Source organism: Ruegeria sp. YTSA072 (assembly GCF_059610285.1).
Genome location: NZ_JBXWNI010000007.1, coordinates 83,682 through 104,265, shown reverse-complemented (window position 1 = coordinate 104,265; position 20,584 = coordinate 83,682). Strand labels below are relative to the sequence as shown.

The window sequence follows — 20,584 nt, the reverse complement described above, 5'->3', positions numbered from 1 at the left end:
CGTCTAGCGTATTTCTACGAGTGATTTTCAGTTTAGAGAGCCCGTGCGCATGGCCCTGACCAGTAAGATAACAGACACGACGCAGATCATTACCGTGCATTCGGACAGGATTGATGCCGCAATGGCCATTCAGTTCAAGGAAGACATGCGCAATGAGGCTGACGGTGGCGCGCCGCGCGTTGTTCTGGACCTGACGGGGGTCGAATTTATCGATTCAAGCGGCCTTGGGGCCATCGTCGCGTCGATGAAACAACTGGGCAGTGACCGCAGGTTGGATTTGGCCGGGTTGCACCCGTTTGTCGAAAAGGTGTTTCGGCTGACCCGCATGGATACGGTGTTCAACCTCTATCCTACCCTGGCCGACGCTCTGGCACCGCCGGCGGAATGATTTCACGGATTGAATAGGCACGATGTCGATGGGGAACGGGAACTGCTTGGATCTGAGTTTTACTGCAACCGAAGCCGAAGCCAGTGTTGGTATCGCCCAGCTAAGCAAAGAGCTGGAGGTGCAGGGCCTGCCGTCACACAAGGCGAGCGACGTTAAAATCGCGCTGGCCGAGGCGATCAACAATGTGGTCGAGCATGCCTATGCGGGCGTCACTCCGGCCAAGGTCAGGGTGCATTGTCGGCTGCATCAAAACTGGCTGGATATTCTGATCTCTGACACTGGGAATCCTCTGCCCGGATTTCGCGTGCCGGATGGTGTGCCTGCGCCTTTGGGATCGACGCTCGATGACTTACCCGAAGGCGGGTTTGGCTGGTTCCTGATCCATGAACTGACCAGCGACATTCGCTATGAGCATCGCAATGGCTGCAACCGGTTGTCACTGCGGTTTGACTTCCCAAACCCCTCCGCCGGACCCAAAAAGGCCACATAAAGGCCCTGATCGCACCATGGCCGTGCCGCAAACAAAGGGCAAAAAGGTATCCGTAGCTCAGATAGCTTCCCTCGGCGCCTCGTGTCACAGCCCCCACCCAGTGAACGGCGCCGAGGATCTCCCTTCCCGCTGATGTGACTAGACAATCCGTGACCGCGCTTTACGTTCGGCGTGTTCAAAAGGGGAAGGCAAAGCTATGCGGGATTTTCACACTCCGGGTCGGTCCGAAGTTTTGGCAACCGAAGGAATGAGCGCCACATCGCATCCTCTGGCCGCGCAGGTTGCCGTAAATATCCTGCAGCAAGGCGGCAATGCCATGGACGCCGCCATCGCAGGCGCTGTGCTGCTGGGCATTTGCGAGCCGCAGATGACGGGCATCGGTGGCGATTGCTTTGTCCTGTTCAACCGCGCAGGCGAAGATCAGATACGCGCCCTAAACGGGTCCGGACGCGCTCCAGCCGCAGCCAATTCGGACAAGTTGCGGGCCAAGGGGCTGGATACAGTGCCGTTGAACACACCCGATGCCGTAACAATTCCCGGTGCGATTGATGCCTTTTGCCATCTGGCAGAAACCGAGGGCAGGCTTGGGCTGGAGGTGATACTGGCACCTGCCATTCACTATGCCGAGGCCGGTGTCCCGGTCGCACCCCGGGTCGCCTATGATTGGAAAACGGGGGCTGACACGTTGCAGGGGGCTGCGCGCAAGCATTACCTGACTGACGGCAAAGCGCCAAAAGTAGGCCAGATCTTTCGCGCGCCGGGGCAGGCAGAGGTCCTGCGCCAGATTGCACGCAATGGCCGTGATGCCTTTTATTCCGGTGAAATTGCGCAGGATATGATCGACGCCTTGACGGCATTGGGCGGAGTTCACACGGCTCAGGATTTTCTGGCCACGCAATGCACAGACACCCAGCCCGTCAGCGGAAGCTACAAGGGCATTGATCTGGTCGAACATCCGCCAAACGGACAGGGTGCGACGGCGATCCTGCTTTTGAATATCCTGAAAAACTTTGACCTAGCGGGCCTTGATCCGTTTGGCCCCGAACTCATACATCTTGAGGCCGAGGCTTCGAAACTCGCCTATGACGCGCGCAATCGGTTCATTGCGGACCCAGATCACACAACCCACGCTGAACGGTTCCTTGACCAGACGGTGGCCGATAAACTGGCCGCGTTGGTTGACCCCAAGCGCGCCATGCCGGCGGCAGCCCCGCTAACCGAGTCCATTCACAAAGACACAGTCTATATCACGGTTGTTGACCAAGATCGGATGGCCGTCTCGCTGATCTATTCCATATTTCATAGCTTCGGGTCCGGTATCGCATCAGAAAAGTACGGGATATTGCTGCAAAACCGCGGCTCAGGCTTCAACCTGAGCCCCGGTCACCCAAACGAGCTTGGCCCGGGCAAACGCCCGATGCACACGATCATTCCCGGTATGCTCAAACAGGATGGCCGTGTGCTCATGCCATTTGGCGTGATGGGCGGAGCTTTTCAACCAACAGGCCATGCACGCCTATTGTCCAACCTCACTGATCATGGGTTGGGTTTGCAGGCCTCTGTGGACGCCCCGCGCGCCTTTGCAGACGGCGGCGTTCTGAAACTTGAACGCGGAATTCCGCCCAGCACATCTCAACAATTGAGCGATTTTGGGCACAACGTTCAGGTTCCAGAAACGCCCCTTGGCGGAGCGCAAGCAATCCGAATCCGCACAGATGGTGTTCTGGAAGGCGCAAGTGACCCCAGAAAAGACGGTTGTGCGTTAGGTTACTGACCACCTAGGCGCGCAATCTGGCGCACCAAATCACTTAGTTCAAATTAAAGTGCAGCGGGTATGCGCCATTCTCGAAAGGACCGAACATGTCAGGAATATCAGGATGCTCCACCGGTTCCCCGGATTGGTCCGCAATCAGATTTTGTTCTGAAACATAAGCCACATAGAAGGATTGGTCGTTTTCTGCGAGCAGATGGTAAAACGGCTGATCCTTGATGGGGCGGCTGTCCTCGGGAATGGCCTGATACCACTCTTCTGTGTTGGAAAATTCCGGGTCCACGTCAAAAATCACCCCTCGGAAGGGATGCTTTTTGTGGCGGACCACCTGTCCCAGGCGGTACTTGGCATTTGTCTTCAGCATTATCTCAGCCCCCAGAGATCTTACTACCTCTTTCCGGGCCGGAATGCCAATCATTGATCGGAAATTAAAGGAAACAGTCTGTGAACATCTTACTGACAGTGTTCGAAATTGTGGCGCCGGTTTTTCTGCTGGCGGGCATTGGATTCACCTGGGTTAAACTTGGTTTTGAGTACCGTTTGGAGTTTGTGACGCGCCTTGCCGTGACGCTTGCCGTGCCCAGCCTGATCTTTGTGGCGCTGATGCAAACCGAGATCCCGGCAGGAGAGTTGACCCGCTTCACACTGGCCGCAATTGCGGGTCATATTGGCCTTGCCGTGGCCTTTGGCGTTTTCGTTCGACTTTCAAACCTGGACCGTCGGACTTACCTGTCGCCACTGATTTTTGGCAATACCGGAAATCTGGGCCTGCCGCTGTGTATTTTTGCGTTTGGTCAGGCAGGTCTGGGTTTTGCAGTCATTTTCCTGGCAATTACCGCCCTGTTTTCTTTCACCTATGGAATTTACCTCGTCGCTGGAAAGGGTGCATTCGGCAAAGTTGCGCGCGAACCGATGGTTTGGGCAACCCTGCTTGGGGCCTTATTCCTATGGCAAGACTGGGAAACGCCACTGTTCCTGACCAATACGCTAGAGCTGCTAGGCCAAATGGCCATCCCCATGATGTTGATTACAGTCGGCGTGGCAATTGCAAGGCTGACGACCCGCAAATTGGGTCAGGCGATCTGGCTGTCCGTCCTGAAGCTGCTGGTCTGCTTCGCGCTCGGCTGGGCAATAGCTCGATTCTTTGATCTGGACGCAACCGCTTTTGGAGTATTGGTCCTGCAGATGTGCACCCCGGTCGCGGTTACATCGTACCTGCTGGCCGAGCGGTTTGACGCGGATTCGGACGCGGTTGCAGGGATGGTCATGGTATCAACTGTGCTAAGCGTGGGCGCTTTGCCTATAATTCTAGCCATTGTTCTATAACGATTGTGATTTCCTAATCGCTCAATTTGCGCTAGAATAAAGAAAAAAGGCACGAGGCACATGAGCAGAATTCTTTTCGTACTCTTCGGGGTGCTGCTTTTGGCATCCTGCGGTGGCGGGTCCAAACAGCCACCGAGCAGATTGAATGACGCGTGCAGCATTGCGCGCGAACGGCCTGATTTTATCAAGGCGTTCAAAAGCACCGAACGAAAATGGGGCGTCCCAATTCACGTTCAAATGGCGACGATCTATCAGGAAAGCCGCTATAAACACGACGCACGTACGCCGCACCAATACGTTCTGGGTGTGATCCCCATGGGCCGTCAAAGCAGCGCCTACGGATTCAGCCAGGCGCTGGACGGCACCTGGGATGAATATCGCAAGGAAACCGGCAAACGCCGCGCCAAGCGGGACCGCATCCGCGATGCGTCAGATTTCATCGGCTGGTACATGAACAAAAGCCATCAGCGGAACGGTATTCACCCCACAGATACGCGCAACCAGTATCTGGCGTATCACGAGGGGCACACCGGCTTTGCCCGTGGCAGCCATAACAGCAAATCCTGGCTGTTGAACGTCGCCAATGACGTCGATGCACGCGCCAAACTTTATCAGGCGCAGCTGGCCAATTGCCGCTACTGACAGGAGTGCGGGTCAGCGATTGCCTGACCCGCTTCTTTTTGATCTTGAAAACAGATCGTTGCTGAGATTTCCGCCGGTACTCAGCTGCCCCAGCAGAACGGTCGTCTGACTGCCGGCATTGTCGTGAATGACCCATTTGCGCAGCTCGATCGGGTCTCCCGTAAACATCAGTTCAATCCGGCCGGATTCGGGGTTCTTCGGGTCCCGAGCGGTAACAACCGTGGCCGTCCCGTCAAAATCATGGGCAACCACCATATTCGCCTGCCCCAGGTTGACGTTGCGCGCCAGCACCAACGACAACGGTGTACGTTTCAGCGGATACTGCTCCGGCGGCTGGTTCGATTTCGGATCAAATATCTGCACCGTACCTGCGCGCGCCAGAACCACAGCGCTGTTGGGAGGATCATATTCAAACCGCATTTTACCGGGGCGCTCTAGCCACAGCTTTCCGGTGCTCAGCGAACCGTCATCGTTGACTTGTGTAAACGTGGTCTCGACGGTTTTGAGGCCGTTGAGGTAGTTTGAGATTTGGGACAACGGCAGCTTTTCAGCCGCCCAGGCCGCAGGCGCGGCGAGTGTCAAAGCAAGGGCAAAGGCAATTTGTTTCATAACTCCCCAGATAAGCGCTCTGCACTTGTTATTAAATATCCTATTGCTCAGGGACGAGGATTTCGCGTTTCCCGACGTGATTTGCCGACGAAACAACACCTTCATCCTCCATTTGCTCAACAAGTCGCGCAGCTTTGTTATAGCCAATGGCAAGTTTCCGCTGAATGTATGAGGTCGAGCATTTGCGATCCTTGATCACAATCCCTACCGCCTGATCGTACAAAGCATCCTCGCCATTCGTATTGCCGCCCGTGTTCAGGCCCAGAACCGCGTCGATGTTGTCGGCTTTGTCCTCAGATGGACCGTCCAGCACGGTGTTTACATAGTCCGGTGGGCCGAACTGTTTCAGGTGGTTGACGATTTCCTCGACTTCCTCGTCCGAAACAAACGGGCCGTGGCAACGGGTGATCTTGGCGCCACCTGCCATATACAGCATGTCGCCCTGCCCCAGCAGTTGCTCGGCCCCCATTTCGCCCAGAATAGTGCGGCTGTCGACTTTCGAGGTCACCTGGAACGAAATCCGGGTTGGGAAGTTCGCCTTGATCGTACCGGTAATCACATCGACCGAGGGGCGCTGCGTGGCCATGATCAGGTGAATACCCGAGGCCCTTGCCATCTGCGCCAGTCGCTGGATACAGGCCTCGATCTCTTTGCCCGCGACCATCATCAGGTCGGCCATCTCATCAACAATCACGACGATGTATGGCATCGCTTCGGGCGCGAACTCTTCTGTCTCGAACGTTGGCTCGCCGGTTTCATCGTCGAACCCGGTCTGCACGGTGCGGCTGAACATCTCGCCCTTGGCCAATGCGTCCTTCACGCGACCATTGTAACCCGCGATGTTGCGCACGCCCATCTTGGACATTTTACGATAGCGGTCCTCCATCTCGCCCACGACCCATTTCAGCGCGACAACCGCCTTTTTCGGGTCGGTCACAACGGGCGACAGCAGATGCGGAATGCCATCATAGACGGACAGTTCCAGCATCTTGGGGTCGATCATGATCAGGCGACATTCGTCCGGTGTCAGCTTATATAGCAGCGATAGGATCATGGTGTTGATCGCGACCGACTTACCGGAACCGGTTGTTCCCGCAATCAACAAGTGGGGCATCTTGGCCAGGTTTGCGACCATGGATTCGCCGCCGATATCCTTGCCCAGCGCAAGTGGCAGCGCGTGGTTGCCATCGCCGAAATCACGGCTGGCAAGGATTTCGCGCAGCACCACCATCTCGCGGTTTTCATTGGGCAGTTCGATCCCGATCACCGAGCGACCCGGCAGGGTCGAAACACGTGCCGACAGCGCCGACATCGAGCGCGCGATATCATCGGCCAGACCGATAACCCGGCTGGCTTTCAGGCCCGGAGCAGGCTCTAGTTCGTACATGGTAACAACAGGGCCTGGGCGGACGCTGGTGATCTCACCTTTGACGCCATAGTCGTCCAGCACGTTTTCCAACATGCGCGCGTTTTCTTCCAATGCCTCATCGCTGAGGTGATGGCGCTGAATGCTGGATGGGTTGGACAGTAGGCTCAGAGGCGGCAGTTCAAAGTCCGAATGCCGATCTTCAAAGGACAGCCCAGGCTGTGCTTCGGCCTGTGCACGACGCGACGGCGCAGGGGTGCGGCGCACGGGCTGTGCCACAACGGGTTTGCGCGGTTCGGCCACTGGAATTTTCATCGCAGGAAGCGGGGTCGGTTCGGGTTCGGGTGCGTCTTCAAATACGGCCTCATCCTCATAGACGGGCTCGGGCGCAAAATCATGATGCAGGGGTTCCTGCTGCCACTCGGGTTCAGGCTCGGCCGTCAGCATCGGCTCGGGCGGCAGACCGTCCAATGTCATCGGCGGCTCGGGCGGAAGCTCCTCTCCGCCTCTGGCGTTCAGGATCAGCGGGTCCGGCCCCCGGCCACGCCCTTTGGTCAAAGGCAGGGTTGGATCGACCTCTGGCGCTACTTCACCCGCGGCCACCTTGCGATTGCGCACGGCTGCCGAAATCTTGGACTTGATACGATCTTCACCCGGCATTTCATCGAATCCGGCAACCGGTTCGCGAGCGACCAGTTCAGGTTCCGGCATGGGATCGGCGCGGCGGATCAGGCTTGGCATCCGCGCCAGCAGACCGGGTTTTGCGGGTTCGGGCTCGTCGAAGTCCGGCTCTTCGAACATCGGATCGGCATACGCCATATCATCGTCAAACACCGCGTCGTTGGCCTCTGCGCGGATGGCCTTGCGCTCTTCCCACTGTGCCCGGCGATCTCGCGCCGCCTGTGCGGTCACCGACGCACTGCGACCCAAGAGGTTCATCAACATGTCATAGGACATCACAAGGCCCAACAAGAAGGCACGCGCGCCTTTGCACACGTCGGCTTTTGTGAACCCAAGGACAAATGTACCCAGCACCAGCATGCCCGCGGCCATTGCCAGCGACATCAGTTTGACCGTGAAATGTGACGATATAGGCAGCAGTGTTAGCAACGCACCCATGACGGTATCACCGAACAAGCCCCCCAGACCAAAGCTGTGGGTCGTGCGCCATGCCTCACCCGGCACCAAAGTTGCGGCATAAACGGAAACGATGGCAATCCAGATCGGAGCAAAGATCAAGCGGGCCACTGCGCGTTCCTCGCCGAAGTGCCCGGCAAAGCGTATGCCCCAGCCAATCAGCACCAGCGCGATGCTCCAACTGCCCCATCCGACGATCATGAACAGCGGCGCAGCGATCGACGCCCCAATCCGCCCCATCCAGTTCTGCACCGGCGCGTCTGTCGACACCATCCAGTTCGGATCATCTGGCGTGTAGGACCAGATCATCGCGGCTGAAGCCAGCCCCAGCAGGATCAGGGCGATCCCGATCAGTTCCTTGCTGCGCCGCTCGATGGCGGCCTGAGTCGTGCTGTCCAGCAATGGATCGCGGTTGCGCGCGTTATATGATGCCATTTTGCCCTCGTACCTCACGAATAGATGCAGTCACGGAGCGTAATCAGCCCCTGCCGCAACTCTGTTTTTGGGGCCACCATTGCGACCCGGATAAATTGCTCGCCCGGGTTTTGCCCCGGGTCACCTTGAGAAAGATATGCACCAGGCAGAACCCGAACGCCGGTTTCCTGCCACAGCCTTAATGTGGTTTCTTCGCCATTTTCGACCGGCAGCCACAGGAAAAACCCGGCTTCAGGCGGCATATAGCCCTGCACGCCCGCGAAAACCTCATCCGCAATGGTGTATTTTTCCTGATACAGCGCGCGGTTCTCGACAACATGCGCCTCATCTGCCCAAACTTTTGCGGCGGCAGTCTGCAAAGGTAGCGGTAAAGGCGCACCTGCGTAGTTGCGTAACTGCTTGACCCTCTTGATGGTCTCGGGACCACCGGCGATCAGGCCCGAGCGCAGACCAGCCAGATTGGACCGCTTGGAAAGAGAATTGAACAAGGTGATCCGTTCCGGATCGGCCCCAAGTTCCTGCGCCACAGCCAGAACACCTGTTGGTGCCGCGTCGCGGTATATTTCTGAATAACATTCGTCCGCAAAGATGCGGAAATCATAGGTCTCGGCTAGTTGGATCAGTTCGACCCAATAATCGCGCGAGGCGACCGCGCCCTGAGGGTTTGCAGGCGAACAGATATAGGCCGCAACAGTGCGGTTCAGCACATCCGTAGGCAAGCTGGCATAGTCCGGCAAGTGACCGTTGGCGGCTGTTGCAGGCACAAAAACCGGCTCAGCCCGCACCGAAAGAGAGGCTACCATGTAAACCTGATAGAACGGGTTCGGGCACAGAATGGCGGGCTTTTCGCCATTTTTCTGCTCGGGACACAGTGCCATCGCCGCGTTGTACAATCCTTCGCGCGTGCCGTTCAGCGCCATCACGTTGGCGTCGGGGTCCATCGAAACGCCATAGCGGCGATCAATCCAACCTGTAATCGCCGACCGCAACTCGGGCGATCCTTCGTTTGGCGGGTATCCCTTAAACCCGGCCGCGTTTTCTGTGATCACATCGGTGACCCACGCCGGAAAACCATGCATAGGCGCGCCGATGGTCATGTGAATCACTTCGCCACCCGGCTGGTGGTGATCCAACAGGGTGCGCAAACGCGGGAATGCATATTCCGGTAGGTCCGAAAACCGTTCGGGGAAATTCATAACTACTGCCTCAATACCGGGATCATTTCGCCCCGTTTTACAGGCAGACTACAGATCGCACCCGGTTTCGTCCAGACAAAGAGGTGGCGAATCAGGGGATTGTGGCATTCAGGCCAACGCCGCCTCGGCGGCTGATCCCAGCCTTAGCAGGGCCTCTTCTGACCCCGGATATCCCATCATCATCACGCCACACCCGGGTATTCCGGTCGGCAGTGTCAGTGCAGCAAGTCCCATCAGATTGCCAATACGGGTGTTGCGCAGCGCCAACAGATTTTCCGTGACATAGTAGTCATGGTCATTCATCAACCGATCCAGATTCGGCGGCAAAATGGGCGCTGTCGGCGCAAGCACCGCATCAAACCCGGATGTGGCGGCATCCCATGCCGCCCGACAGGCTTTCAGCCTGGACCAGGCCGCGATGTAATCGGCACCCGTCGCGTTTTGACCCGACCGAAACCGTTCCAGAATCTCGGGATACATGGCATCGGGATTGGCTTCGATCACATCGCGCCACAGCCCATAGGCTTCGGTTGTGTAGAGAACGCCAGATAGCGCCATGGCGTCGTGCAGCTCGGGGACGTCCAGCGGAACGATCTCGACACCGGCCTCGGTGAGTTTTTCCAACCCATCCTCAAAGGCCTTGCGCGGTTCATCCCTCAGGTCGTCCTGCGCCACAGTCTGAAGATTGGCAAAGCGGCGGCCTTTTAGGCTGGCACCGCGGAGATCCGGTGGAGAGCGCCCCTCCAGCAAGGCCAGCATATGAGCTGCGTCCTCGACTGAGCGGGTCAGTGGGCCAACAGTGTCAAACCGCAGACACAAGGGCACCGTTCCTTCAAGGCTGACACGCCCGGCGGTGGTTTTCAGCCCGACCAGATTGTTCCAGGCCGCTGGGATGCGCACTGATCCGCCCGTATCCGAACCGATCCCACAGGCGGCAAGGCCCCAGGCGACCGATGCGGCCGCGCCGGAAGAAGAGCCTCCGGATACGGCGTCTTCATCGTCAATGCATGGGGGCGTGCCAGTGATCGGGTTCAGGCCAAGGCCTGAGAAGGCCAGCTCGCTCATATGCGTCTTACCCAGACAGACCGTGCCCATGGCGGTGGCGTTACGCACAACGACCGCGTCCATTTCGGGAACCCGGCCTTTCAGCAAGGCCGAGCCTGCCTCAGTCGCTGTGCCGGCGGTGTCGAACAGATCTTTCCAGCTGATCGGCACACCATCCAGCAGGGACCGCCGCAGGCCCAGATTGGCGCGCTCCTGCGCAGCCAATGCCTCGGCCCTGGCACGATCATGCGTAACGCGGGCATAGATCCTGTCGCGGTGCGGATGCGCGTCGATGGCGGCCAGATAAGTCTCGGTCAATTCAACCGGATCGATCTGTCCCATGCCGATGCCCCGACCCAGATCACACGTCGTCATGGTCAGCCAGTCCTGCATCCCTGCCCCCTTGCGAAAAAAGCACTTTGAGGGACGGTAGCGACAGGACCGCACATGGACAATCCCGAAAGGGCGCGCATATTGCAGGCCATGGAACACAACTCGGATATCCTGATCGTAGGCGGCGGCCTGAACGGCCCGGCCCTGGCGCTGGCACTGGCCCAGACAGGGCATTCTGTCACCGTCATCGACGCATTGGCCGAAAAAGCCCGAAAAAACGCGGCTTTTGACGGGCGCGCCTATGCTCTGGCGCTGGCCTCGCAGCGGTTGTTGGATGCGGTTGGCGTCTGGGACAAAGTGGCAGACCATGCCCAACCTATGCTTGAGATCAAGGTCACCGATGGGCATTCCGGTGCCGGCTCATCCCCGTTTTTCCTGCATTTTGACCATGCCGAGATTGAAGAAGGCCCGATGGGCTACATGGTCGAAGACCGCCACCTGCGCCGCGCGTTTTTGGACGCAATGGCCGAGCAAAGCGGCATCACACAGATCAGCGGCAAAACGGTTGTTGCACAAGCCACCAACGACACGGGCGCAACGCTGACGCTGGATGATGGCACGACCCTGACCGGCGGATTGTTGGTCGGCTGTGACGGGCGCCGCAGCGGCACAGCTGCACGCGCCGGGATCAAGCGCACCGGCTGGGATTACGGCCAAACCGCGCTGGTGTGTGCAATTGAGCATGACCTGCCCCACAATGGCGTGGCGCATCAGTTCTTCATGCCCCCCGGCCCCTTGGCGATTCTGCCGCTGACTGGCAATCGCAGCTCAATCGTCTGGAGCGAGCGCACCGCAATGGCGCAGCGCATCAACGCGATGCCCGAAACGGATTACCTGCAGGTCCTTCGCCCGCGTTTCGGGGACTTTCTGGGTGATATCCGTCTGCAGGGTGACCGATTCACCTATCCGCTGAACCTGACCATCGCCAATTCCTTCATCGGTGACCGTCTGGCGCTGGTAGGCGACGCCGCCCACGGCATGCACCCAATCGCAGGTCAGGGTTTGAATGCAGGTCTTCGCGACGTAGGCGCTTTGGCGGAAGTTCTGACACTGGCTGGACGGCGCGGCGAGGATATCGCATCAGTTCTGGTGCTGGAGCGCTATCAGGAATGGAGACGGTTCGACACGGCGGCGCTGGCCATGGCGACCGATGTGTTCAACAAGCTGTTCTCCAACGACAACCCCATTCTGCGCTTCGGGCGCGACATCGGGATGGAGATCGTCGGCTCGGTCCCCGGGCTACGTCGCGGCTTTGTACGTGAGGCCGCCGGGCTGACCGGAGATCTGCCAAAACTTCTGCAAGGGCGCGCGATTTAATCCAGCTCGCGCGCTTCATCCACCAGCATGACCGGGATTCCGTTGCGGATTGGAAAGGCCAGATTGGCAGCTTTGGACACCAATTCCTGCTTTTCGGCGTCGTAATGCAAAGTGGTGTGCGTCTGCGGACAGATCAGGGCCTCAAGCATGTGACGATCAAATGGGTGTTCGGCTTCGGTCATTGCAGTTTTTCCTCGCTCGATCCGCCGCGCATGGCGAATTCAATCAATGTCACCAATGTCTCGCGGCGCGTGCGAAGGCAAGGTGCCTCGAGCAACGCCTGTTTCTCTTCAGGATCGAAATCCAACAGCATCGACAGAGAATTCACTAGCAGCTCGTCATCGGCATCCTTCAACGTGTCCCAGTCGGTCGAAAGCTGGCGCGAGGAAAAAAACCGTTCGAGCAAATCCAAAAACCGCGACCGATCGAACGCATTGTCCGCTTCGGCCTTGCCGAGATCGCGGTCAAACCCGTCCCATGAAACTGCACAGCGGCGATAAGGCGTAAACGCATCCAACTCGGACTTGATACGAAAACGTGAGACGCCCGACAGTGTAATCAGGTACCGACCGTCTTCGGTTTCGGAAAACTGTGTGACACGTCCGGCACAGCCGATTTGATGCAGTTTGCTTTCGTTGGACTGACATGGATTCGGCTGGATCATTCCAATTAGCCGTTCTGGCGTTTTCAGCGCGTCGTCCAGCATTTGCAGGTAACGCGGCTCAAAAATATGCAGCGGCAAGCGAGACCGGGGCAGCAAAAGCGCCCCGGGCAATGGGAAAACGGATACCGTCTCCGGCAGGTCAGCGGGATGCATCATGTACCCGAGTGTAGCTCTGATCGGGATTTAGGCAAATATCATCGAACTGAGTTTGCGCCGCCCGTTCAGAACAATCGGATCATTGGGCTTCAGCGCGTCGAAAATTGTGAAAAGCTGCGCCTTTGCGGCACCGTCATCCCACTCGCGGTCGCGGCGGAACAGTTCCAGCAATTGCGCTACAGCCTCTTCAACTTCACCACTGGCGTGCAGCGCCTGTGCAAGATCGAACCGCGCCTGATGGTTGTCGGCATCTGCCTCAACCGCTGCTTTTAGTTCACCCACAGGACCAGCATCGGCAGCCTGTTTCGCCAGCTCCAGTTGGGCATGGGCGGCCTCAACCTCGGCCGAGGTTGAAATCTCTGCGGGTGCGCCGTTCAAAATGGCCTCGGCCTGCTCCAGATCGCCTGCTGCAATATGAGCGCGCACCAGACCGCCATAAGCGGCGGCGTGGTTTGGGTCTTCTCCCAGAATAGCGGAGAAGGTCTGTGCGGCATCCACAGCTGCACCTTCGGCCAGCATTTCTTCGGCGGCCAGAACAGCGTCATCCAGCTGCCCACCGGGGCTTTCACCACCTGCGGCCTCAATCACCCGGTCCACAAACGCCTTGATCTCGGACCCTGGAACGGCACCCTGAAACCCGTCGACCGGTTGACCTTTGTAGAACGCGTATACGGTCGGGATCGACTGAACGCGCATTTGCGAGGCGATCATCTGTGCCTCATCCACATTGATCTTGACCATCTTCACCGCCCCTTTGGCGGCGGTCACAGCCTCTTCCAACAGCGGCCCAAGCGTTTTGCACGGACCACACCATGGGGCCCAGAAATCCACGATCACAGGGGTTTCCTGCGAGGCCTCGACAACATCGGCCATAAAGGTGGCCTCGGATCCGTCCTTGATCAGATCGGCGGTATCGGGTCCGGCTGCGGCGTTCAGAAGGTCCATGGCATTCACTCTTTCGTTCGAATTTGGCCCCTATATGCAACTGCAATGGGCAGAAACCAAGGGGAGAGTTGCGGGGTCAAAGGTCGAATGTCGCAAAGACTGGTGCGTGGTCGCTGGGTTTTTCCCACCCGCGCGCATCGCGCAGCACGCGGCTTGAGTGGCCTGCGTTGGAAATATCCGGCGTGGCCCAGACATGATCCAGACGCCGCCCCTTGTCGGCTGCGTCCCAATCGCGGGCCCGGTAGGACCACCAACTGTATAGCTGCCCGTCGGGGATGTCCTGACGGGTAATGTCCACCCATCCGCCTGCGTCCTGCGTTTCGGCCAGCGCCTCAACCTCGATCGGCGTGTGTGAGACAACCTTGAGAAGTTGCTTATGCGACCAGACGTCATCCTCGCGCGGGGCGATATTCAGATCGCCAACCAGAATGGACTTTTCGGGCTTTTCGGCATGGAACCAGTCGCGCATATCTGTGAGGTAGTCGAGCTTCTGCCCAAACTTCTCGTTCTTTTCTCGGTCTGGGATGTCGCCACCGGCCGGGACATAGAAGTTGTGAATGGTGACACCGTTTTCCAATCGCCCAGCGATGTGGCGCGCGTGGCCGAGACATGCAAAATCCTTGTCACCGACTTCTTCCATCGGCAGGCGCGAAAGGATGGCGACGCCGTTATACCCCTTCTGGCCCCTCGCAACCATGTGGGTGTACCCCAGTTCGGCAAATCCGTCGGTTGGGATCTTCTCAACCGGCGACTTGCATTCTTGCAAACACAGAATGTCCGGTGCCTCTTCCTGCAGCAATTTCAGCACGATAGGCTCGCGCAGGCGGACCGAGTTGATGTTCCAGGTAGCAAGAGTAAAGGGCATGGGGGATTCCTCTGTCGCGGTTGGGCGGAGGTTAGCGTGGTGAGGGATAGGGTGCTATAGGAAACGATCGAGGAAGAGCAGCTAAGCGGACTAAGCCGCCCTTGAATGCAGAACACTGATTGCTACTCTAAGGTTGAAAGATATTCGGTTCATAAACTTAGGCTGTGATACTCCATGGTATTTTCATTCCAAACTTTGAATGCCTACTTCGCGGAAGTATGGCTCTCGCTCAGATTGGAGGGCGTGTGTGGATTCCCTTTAGGTTTTTTGATTACTGAGGAAGAGGCGCTACGAACGAGTATAGACCGCGCCAGGAATATTTTAAGGACGGGTACTATGCGCGGAGTATTCGACGGAGAAAAGTTAATTGGTTTCTGCGGTTACCGCCCCGAAACGCTGGAACAAACGCGCCATCGCGCCGAACTTGGACCCTTCTATGTGAGCCCTCTTTACCATGGCATTGGCGCTGCAGACGCACTTATCAGTGGGGTGATAGGCGAGGCTCTCTTGTCAAAGGTCGAGCAACTGGAACTATTTGTTGATACTGAAAACTACCGAGCAATTGGTTTTTATGAGCGGCACGGATTTGAAAAAATAGCGACCCATCTCGACGGCGTTCGGATAGATGGCAAGTCACGCAATGACTACTTTTTTCGGCTGCGCCTCGCCCAATAGTGACGCACACAAAGGGCTCAAAGCGGACTTCAAATCCCCACCGTCTACAAAAAAAGCCGGGCCATAAGGCCCGGCAGTCCAACAGGGAGGTGCATGTCATAACCCGGACATGCGCGGGTTGGGAGTACTCTAATTACACATCCAGAGTATCACTTTGATCCACGTCAATCCACCCGGAGTTACGAGACCAAGCGATATCCGCCCGATTCTGTGACCAAAAGGCGCGCGTTCGATGGATCGGGTTCGATCTTTTGGCGCAGACGATAGATGTGGGTTTCCAGCGTATGTGTGGTGACACCAGCGTTATAACCCCAGACCTCGTGCAGCAGGACGTCGCGGGCGACCACGCCATCTGCCGAGCGGTATAGGAACTTGAGAATGTTGGTTTCTTTCTCGGTCAGGCGGATCTTGCGATCCTCTTCGGTGATCAACATCTTCATCGCCGGCTTAAAGGTATACGGCCCCAACACAAAGACCGCGTCTTCGGATTGTTCATGCTGGCGCAACTGCGCGCGGATGCGGGCCAGCAAGACCGGAAATTTGAACGGCTTAGAGACGTAATCATTGGCACCGGCATCCAAACCCAGAATGGTATCTGCGTCGCTGTCATGGCCGGTCAGCATCAGGATCGGGCTTTTGACGCCTTGTTTGCGCATCAGACGGCACAGCTCACGACCGTCCGTATCCGGCAGACCGACGTCCAGAATGACCAGATCGTAAATCGCCTCGCGTGCACGCTCCATGGCGGATTGACCGTCTGCCGCTTCGAACACGTCAAAATCCTCGGTCATCACGAGTTGCTCGCTGAGCGCTTCGCGTAGATCTTCATCGTCATCCACCAGCAGGATTTTCTTGAGCTGAGCCATGTCCGGTCCTCCTAAGCCTTTTCCACCATTTGCGTGCGGAAGATGCAATCAACAAGATTTACTGCAACGGTCTCACGCCCTCGTGTCTGACGCAGAGGAATTGTTTCACTTTTTCTTCTGTTCGGGTTAGACGAAGACCAACACGTTATAGGGTAACACAGATGAGTCTTATCCCCGATATCTCGGAATTGCTGGCACGGGCCCGCGCGGATCTGCGTATGGGCGTTCCCGTCGTATTGACTGATGACAGCGGGTTCAGCGTCATAGCGATAGCGTCTGAGACATTAAGCGCACAACGGCTGGCCGACCTTCGGAACTTCGAAGGTCAGCCTGTGGTCGCGATCACCGTAAGACGCGCAGAAACGCTGAAGGCACGCGCCTATGATGGCGACCTCGCACGGGTAATCATCCCATCGGACACCGACATCGCATGGGTTCAGGCGGTCGCAGACCCCTCGGATGATCTAAATACCCCGATGAAAGGCCCTCTGATGTCCGAGCGTCAGGGTAGCGCAAACCTGCACCGAATTGCCATCGCTTTGACGAAGTCCGCACGCCTCTTGCCGGCCGCCGTGGTGGTTCCAATTGATGACGGTCGCGATTTTGCGGTGGCACATGGCCTGACCTGCATCGACCATACCCGCGCTGCGCCGCATCTGGCAGATCGAAGCGCCCTGCACGCGATTGCCGCCGCGCGCCTGCCGATGGAAGTGTCCGAGGCCGGTCGGCTGCACGTTTTCCGCCCCGAAGATGGCGGAGAAGAGCATTATGCCGTGGAAATTGGGCGTCCGGACCGAAGCAAGCCAGTTTTGGCCCGGTTGCATTCGGCCTGTTTCACTGGCGATCTGATGGGCAGCTTGAAATGCGATTGCGGACCCCAGCTGCGTGGTGCGCTTGCCCAGATGGGCTCCGAAGGTGCTGGCGTGTTGCTGTACCTCAATCAAGAAGGACGCGGCATCGGCCTTGCCAACAAGATGCGGGCCTATTTCCTACAGGATCAGGGATTTGACACGGTCGAGGCCAATCACCGATTGGGATTCGAAGATGATGAACGTGATTTCCGACTGGGTTCGGACATTCTGAAAGAACTTGGATTTTCGTCGGTTCGGTTACTGACAAACAACCCGGCGAAAATCGCGATGATGGAAAAGACGGGCATCGCCGTGACTGAAAGAGTGCCGCTGAAAGTGGGTGAAACAGCCCATAATCGGGGATATCTGGCGACCAAAGCCGCGAAGTCAGGCCATCTGCTGTGACCCCTGAAGATCTGGTGCTTACGCCACGCGGCGTCCGGTTTGCCGGTCGACTCTTTCCCTGTTCGGTCGGAAAAGGCGGCCTGACAGATGACAAGCGCGAAGGCGATGGGGCAACACCGATCGGGGTACACCATATTGTCGGTATGCTGTTTCGGCCGGACAGGCTCACAGCTCCGACCGCATGGGCCATCCCAATAGGCCCCGGAGATCTTTGGTCCGATGATAGCGCGGACAGTCAGTACAACCAGATGGTCAGCGCGCCCTACGCGCCCAGCCATGAAAAGATGCGGCGCGCGGACCCCCTGTACGATCTTGTTCTGATCACCGACTGGAACTGGCCGAACTCTGTGCCGGGCCGCGGTTCCGCCATTTTCCTTCACCAGTGGAGACGCCCCGGCTACCCAACCGAAGGCTGCGTTGCGTTTCGCCGCGACCATCTGCATTGGATCGCGCGTAGAATTTCCCCCGGAACGCGTCTGATTATCCCGCAGGTTTGACCCGCTCGCCAAAGATGGCGGACCCCACACGCACATGGGTGGCGCCCAGTGCAATCGCCTGCTCGAAATCACCGCTCATCCCCATCGACAAGCCCTGTAACCCGTTGCGTTCGGCGATCTTGGCCAGCAACGCAAAATGCAGCGAGGGTTCCTCTTCAACCGGCGGGATTGCCATCAGACCCTGAACCGGCAAATCCAGTCGGCGACACTCGGCGATGAAGGCATCTGCCTCAACCGGCATGATCCCCGCTTTCTGCTCTTCTTCTCCGGTGTTGACCTGGATGAAAACATCAGGGCAGTGGCCAAGCTCTTGCGCCAACCGCGCAAGTGTTTTCGCCAGCTTGGGCCGATCCACCGAATGAATCGCGTTGAACAGCTCCATTGCCTGCCGGGCCTTGTTGGTTTGCAGCGGTCCGATCAGATGCAGGTCAATCTCTGAGAATTTCTCTTTAAAGCCCGGCCATTTTTCGGCCGCTTCCTGCACGCGGTTTTCCCCAAAACAGCGGTGGCCTTGGCTCAGCACGGCCTCAACACGTTCATTCGGCTGGACCTTTGAAACCGCAATCAGCTTTGTCGATCCCGCAAGTCGTCCGGCGGCGGATTCGGCCTTGGCGATGCGGGTAGTGATGTCGTGCAGCGACATGGATTTCCTCTCTCTGCTTTGGGGCAGGAAAACACCAAGTCCGCGCAAAAGAAAAGGGCAGGTCCGAAGACCTGCCCTTAAACTTTGTGGTTTAGCTCAACTTAGAAGTTGAACTGAGCACCGAAGTCGGCACGTACTTGGCTCTCGCCGTCGCCACGCTTCTGTTGGCCCAGACCACCGCGCAGCGATGCACCGCCGCCCAGGTCGTACTTAACGCCGATACCATACTGCTGCAGGTCGTCATCCGCCGAACCGTCACCGTAAGCGGCGGTCAGAGTGGTTGCCGCGCCCAAGTTGTAGGCCAGCGACAGACCGTATGCGGTGCCGTTGCGATCGGCGTTTACAACGTCATCGTCAGCTACAAACAGAGTACCCGAGAAGTCACCAAATTCTGCACCCAGGGTCAGAACGGTCAGCGACTGCTTTTCGCTGCTGCTGTTCACGTTCGCCTTGGTCTGACCATAGGCCAGTGCAGCGGTAACGTTGGCGAAGCTGTAGGTTGCGCTGATGTCCCAGCGGTCTGCGTCCTGCGGAACACCGTCCAGAGCAACAGTTGCTTGATCATATGACGCGCCGAATGCGAAATCGCCAACTGCGTACTGGAAGAACACAGCGTTCGAACCCGAACCGGTCGACGAGTAACCCAGGAAGCTGTAGTCAACGCCCGAGTACTGACCGATGAAGGATTCCAGACCAGGCTCGTTACCGTAGTAGTTCGCCAGGTTGTCAAAGGCACCCGCAACGTTGCCCGCGTCAACACGCAGACCACCGTAGATGACCGAGAAGCGTGCGCCGTTCAGGCCAGCCGAGTTGGCTTCGCCGTTGCCGGCATTTTCGTCAGCTTGCAGACGAACACGAGCCGAGAACTCAACGCCGCCATCGGTTTCTGCGGTGCCGTCGATGTTCAGACGGAAGCGCGAGACCAGGATGGTGCTGTCGGTTTCGACATCTGCGGTGCCATCAGCGATGATGTCGCCGTTTGCGTCCGTGGTGAAGTTGTTAACAGTACCGGTACGGTCTTCAAGGTAGCCAATACCAAAACGACCGTAGCCGCTGAATTTAACGTCGGCCGCTGCAACACTTGCGGTTGCGATCAGAGCGGTCGATGCGAAGAGAACTTTTTTCATCTTGTTTCCCTCGGTTTCAAAAGTTTTTCTACTCGACACATGCCTCAGCACATGTCTCAGCACGGGAACCGTTTCGCTCGAATTGCCCCCTTCACGCAAGCTTGCCTTAAATGTGAAGGGCGCATTGACCCCAAATTGGTGCAAGGATGCCACAGTCGATATTTGGGGATTAAACTACCGGCCACACTGACATGTGTAATAAGAATAGGGTTGTTGCTGAACTGGACCTTGTCTAGGAGTAACACTTAACCAAGTAGACCAAGTGAAACAGGACCAGTCGACAATGCGCCTGCAGACGATTTTCGTTTTGATCATAATGACTGCTGCCGTGTCGGCCTGCGGACAGAATCAGAGTGCGGCTCCGAATCCCGCGTTGCTGTATACAGATAGCACACGCACAGAAGAACGAGAGCTGAACGATCCAGAACGCACGACAATCTGGGACGTGTTCAACCGCGGGAATGCCGAACAGATCGTCAATGTGAACCGGTATTTGTGGGCGGCATCACTGGATGTGTTGAATTTCCTCCCAATTCAGGAAGTTGATCCATTTACCGGCGTGATCGTAACAGGTTACGGCACGCCTCCTGGTGGCGGACGTTCTTATCGCGCGACCGTGCATATAAGTGACCCGGCCCTGGCGGCGCGGTCGCTTTCGGTGGCACTGCAGACCAGCGGGGGCGCTCCGGTCAGCGCTGCAACAGCCCGGGCGGTCGAGGATGCGATCCTGAATCGCGCACGCCAGTTGCGCATTGCGGACAACAAACTCTAGCCAC

The 20,584-nt window shown here is 57.6% G+C and carries 22 protein-coding genes; 10 read left to right on the top strand and 12 right to left on the bottom strand.

Annotated elements, in window-relative coordinates; all coding sequences use genetic code 11:
* Positions 1-49: 49 nt before the first annotated feature.
* The 3 genes from AC2FIB_RS13660 (at position 50) to ggt (ending at position 2,652) form a co-directional block, all read left to right on the top strand.
* Positions 50-388, top strand: a complete 339-nt coding sequence (locus AC2FIB_RS13660; RefSeq protein WP_496735647.1) for an STAS domain-containing protein — start codon at positions 50-52, stop codon at positions 386-388.
* A 22-nt stretch (positions 389-410) separates the two neighbouring features.
* Positions 411-878 carry an ATP-binding protein gene (locus AC2FIB_RS13655; protein ID WP_496842257.1) on the top strand — a complete coding sequence of 156 codons (468 nt, stop codon included), beginning with the start codon at positions 411-413 and terminating at the stop codon, positions 876-878.
* Between the two features lie 196 nt (positions 879-1,074).
* Complete coding sequence (ggt, locus tag AC2FIB_RS13650) at positions 1,075-2,652, top strand: gamma-glutamyltransferase (RefSeq protein ID WP_496735644.1); 1,578 nt, start codon at positions 1,075-1,077, stop codon at positions 2,650-2,652.
* A 34-nt stretch (positions 2,653-2,686) separates the two neighbouring features.
* On the opposite strand, the gene hspQ is transcribed toward ggt, so the two are convergent.
* Entirely contained in the window at positions 2,687-3,013 is a 327-nt protein-coding gene (gene hspQ / locus AC2FIB_RS13645) for a heat shock protein HspQ (RefSeq protein ID WP_058272652.1), read from the bottom strand.
* A gap of 80 nt (positions 3,014-3,093) precedes the next feature.
* Here hspQ and AC2FIB_RS13640 point away from each other — a divergent pair, with 80 nt between their 5' ends.
* Positions 3,094-3,975 carry an AEC family transporter gene (locus AC2FIB_RS13640; RefSeq protein WP_282120309.1) on the top strand — a complete coding sequence of 294 codons (882 nt, stop codon included), beginning with the start codon at positions 3,094-3,096 and terminating at the stop codon, positions 3,973-3,975.
* Positions 3,976-4,035: 60 nt separating this feature from the next.
* On the top strand, positions 4,036-4,617 hold the full coding sequence (locus tag AC2FIB_RS13635; protein WP_058272557.1) for a transglycosylase SLT domain-containing protein: 582 nt from the start codon (positions 4,036-4,038) through the stop codon (positions 4,615-4,617).
* Between the two features lie 12 nt (positions 4,618-4,629).
* Here AC2FIB_RS13635 and AC2FIB_RS13630 read toward each other — a convergent pair whose 3' ends face one another.
* From AC2FIB_RS13630 to AC2FIB_RS13615, 4 genes are all read right to left on the bottom strand, one after another.
* Positions 4,630-5,226 (bottom strand): LolA family protein, encoded by a 597-nt coding sequence (locus AC2FIB_RS13630; RefSeq protein ID WP_496735642.1) that lies wholly within the window; start codon positions 5,224-5,226, stop codon positions 4,630-4,632.
* Positions 5,227-5,266: 40 nt separating this feature from the next.
* Positions 5,267-8,164 carry a DNA translocase FtsK gene (locus AC2FIB_RS13625; protein WP_496735640.1) on the bottom strand — a complete coding sequence of 966 codons (2,898 nt, stop codon included), beginning with the start codon at positions 8,162-8,164 and terminating at the stop codon, positions 5,267-5,269.
* A gap of 14 nt (positions 8,165-8,178) precedes the next feature.
* Entirely contained in the window at positions 8,179-9,360 is a 1,182-nt protein-coding gene (locus AC2FIB_RS13620) for an aminotransferase class I/II-fold pyridoxal phosphate-dependent enzyme (RefSeq protein ID WP_496842256.1), read from the bottom strand.
* Between the two features lie 108 nt (positions 9,361-9,468).
* Positions 9,469-10,797 carry an amidase gene (locus AC2FIB_RS13615; protein ID WP_496735636.1) on the bottom strand — a complete coding sequence of 443 codons (1,329 nt, stop codon included), beginning with the start codon at positions 10,795-10,797 and terminating at the stop codon, positions 9,469-9,471.
* A 54-nt stretch (positions 10,798-10,851) separates the two neighbouring features.
* On the opposite strand from AC2FIB_RS13615, the gene AC2FIB_RS13610 reads away from it, so the two are divergent.
* A complete protein-coding gene (locus tag AC2FIB_RS13610) occupies positions 10,852-12,114 on the top strand; it encodes an FAD-dependent monooxygenase (protein WP_496735634.1) in 1,263 nt (420 codons plus the stop codon).
* Here AC2FIB_RS13610 and AC2FIB_RS13605 read toward each other — a convergent pair.
* From AC2FIB_RS13605 to AC2FIB_RS13590, 4 genes are all read right to left on the bottom strand, one after another.
* Positions 12,111-12,296, bottom strand: coding sequence for a Trm112 family protein (locus AC2FIB_RS13605; protein WP_109310669.1), 186 nt, complete (start codon positions 12,294-12,296; stop codon positions 12,111-12,113). The two genes, AC2FIB_RS13610 and AC2FIB_RS13605, sit on opposite strands and share 4 nt — an antisense overlap.
* Positions 12,293-12,934 (bottom strand): LON peptidase substrate-binding domain-containing protein, encoded by a 642-nt coding sequence (locus AC2FIB_RS13600; protein ID WP_496722019.1) that lies wholly within the window; start codon positions 12,932-12,934, stop codon positions 12,293-12,295. The genes AC2FIB_RS13605 and AC2FIB_RS13600 overlap by 4 nt, the downstream gene beginning before the upstream one ends.
* A 27-nt stretch (positions 12,935-12,961) precedes the next feature.
* The gene (gene trxA / locus AC2FIB_RS13595) at positions 12,962-13,879 is read right to left on the bottom strand and encodes a thioredoxin (protein ID WP_496735633.1); all 918 of its coding nucleotides are present in this window, start codon (positions 13,877-13,879) and stop codon (positions 12,962-12,964) included.
* 76 nt (positions 13,880-13,955) lie between these two features.
* Positions 13,956-14,744 carry an exodeoxyribonuclease III gene (locus tag AC2FIB_RS13590; RefSeq protein WP_496735631.1) on the bottom strand — a complete coding sequence of 263 codons (789 nt, stop codon included), beginning with the start codon at positions 14,742-14,744 and terminating at the stop codon, positions 13,956-13,958.
* Positions 14,745-15,080: 336 nt separating this feature from the next.
* Between AC2FIB_RS13590 and AC2FIB_RS13585 the strand changes: the two genes are divergently transcribed.
* Positions 15,081-15,419 (top strand): GNAT family N-acetyltransferase, encoded by a 339-nt coding sequence (locus tag AC2FIB_RS13585; RefSeq protein WP_496735629.1) that lies wholly within the window; start codon positions 15,081-15,083, stop codon positions 15,417-15,419.
* A 179-nt stretch (positions 15,420-15,598) separates the two neighbouring features.
* On the opposite strand, the gene AC2FIB_RS13580 is transcribed toward AC2FIB_RS13585, so the two are convergent.
* Entirely contained in the window at positions 15,599-16,285 is a 687-nt protein-coding gene (locus AC2FIB_RS13580) for a response regulator transcription factor (protein WP_058272567.1), read from the bottom strand.
* A 161-nt stretch (positions 16,286-16,446) separates the two neighbouring features.
* On the opposite strand from AC2FIB_RS13580, the gene ribA reads away from it, so the two are divergent.
* Both ribA and AC2FIB_RS13570 read left to right on the top strand, forming a co-directional pair.
* Positions 16,447-17,541 (top strand): GTP cyclohydrolase II, encoded by a 1,095-nt coding sequence (gene ribA, locus AC2FIB_RS13575; RefSeq protein ID WP_058272568.1) that lies wholly within the window; start codon positions 16,447-16,449, stop codon positions 17,539-17,541.
* Positions 17,538-18,038, top strand: coding sequence for a L,D-transpeptidase family protein (locus tag AC2FIB_RS13570; protein WP_496842253.1), 501 nt, complete (start codon positions 17,538-17,540; stop codon positions 18,036-18,038). Before ribA ends, AC2FIB_RS13570 begins: the two co-directional genes overlap by 4 nt.
* On the opposite strand, the gene AC2FIB_RS13565 is transcribed toward AC2FIB_RS13570, so the two are convergent.
* Complete coding sequence (locus tag AC2FIB_RS13565; protein WP_496842252.1) at positions 18,022-18,681, bottom strand: YggS family pyridoxal phosphate-dependent enzyme; 660 nt, start codon at positions 18,679-18,681, stop codon at positions 18,022-18,024. The two genes, AC2FIB_RS13570 and AC2FIB_RS13565, sit on opposite strands and share 17 nt — an antisense overlap.
* A 101-nt stretch (positions 18,682-18,782) precedes the next feature.
* Positions 18,783-19,808, bottom strand: a complete 1,026-nt coding sequence (locus AC2FIB_RS13560; RefSeq protein ID WP_496842251.1) for a porin — start codon at positions 19,806-19,808, stop codon at positions 18,783-18,785.
* 283 nt (positions 19,809-20,091) lie between these two features.
* Between AC2FIB_RS13560 and AC2FIB_RS13555 the strand changes: the two genes are divergently transcribed.
* Positions 20,092-20,580, top strand: a complete 489-nt coding sequence (locus AC2FIB_RS13555) for a DUF3576 domain-containing protein (protein ID WP_496842250.1) — start codon at positions 20,092-20,094, stop codon at positions 20,578-20,580.
* Positions 20,581-20,584 lie beyond the last annotated feature (4 nt).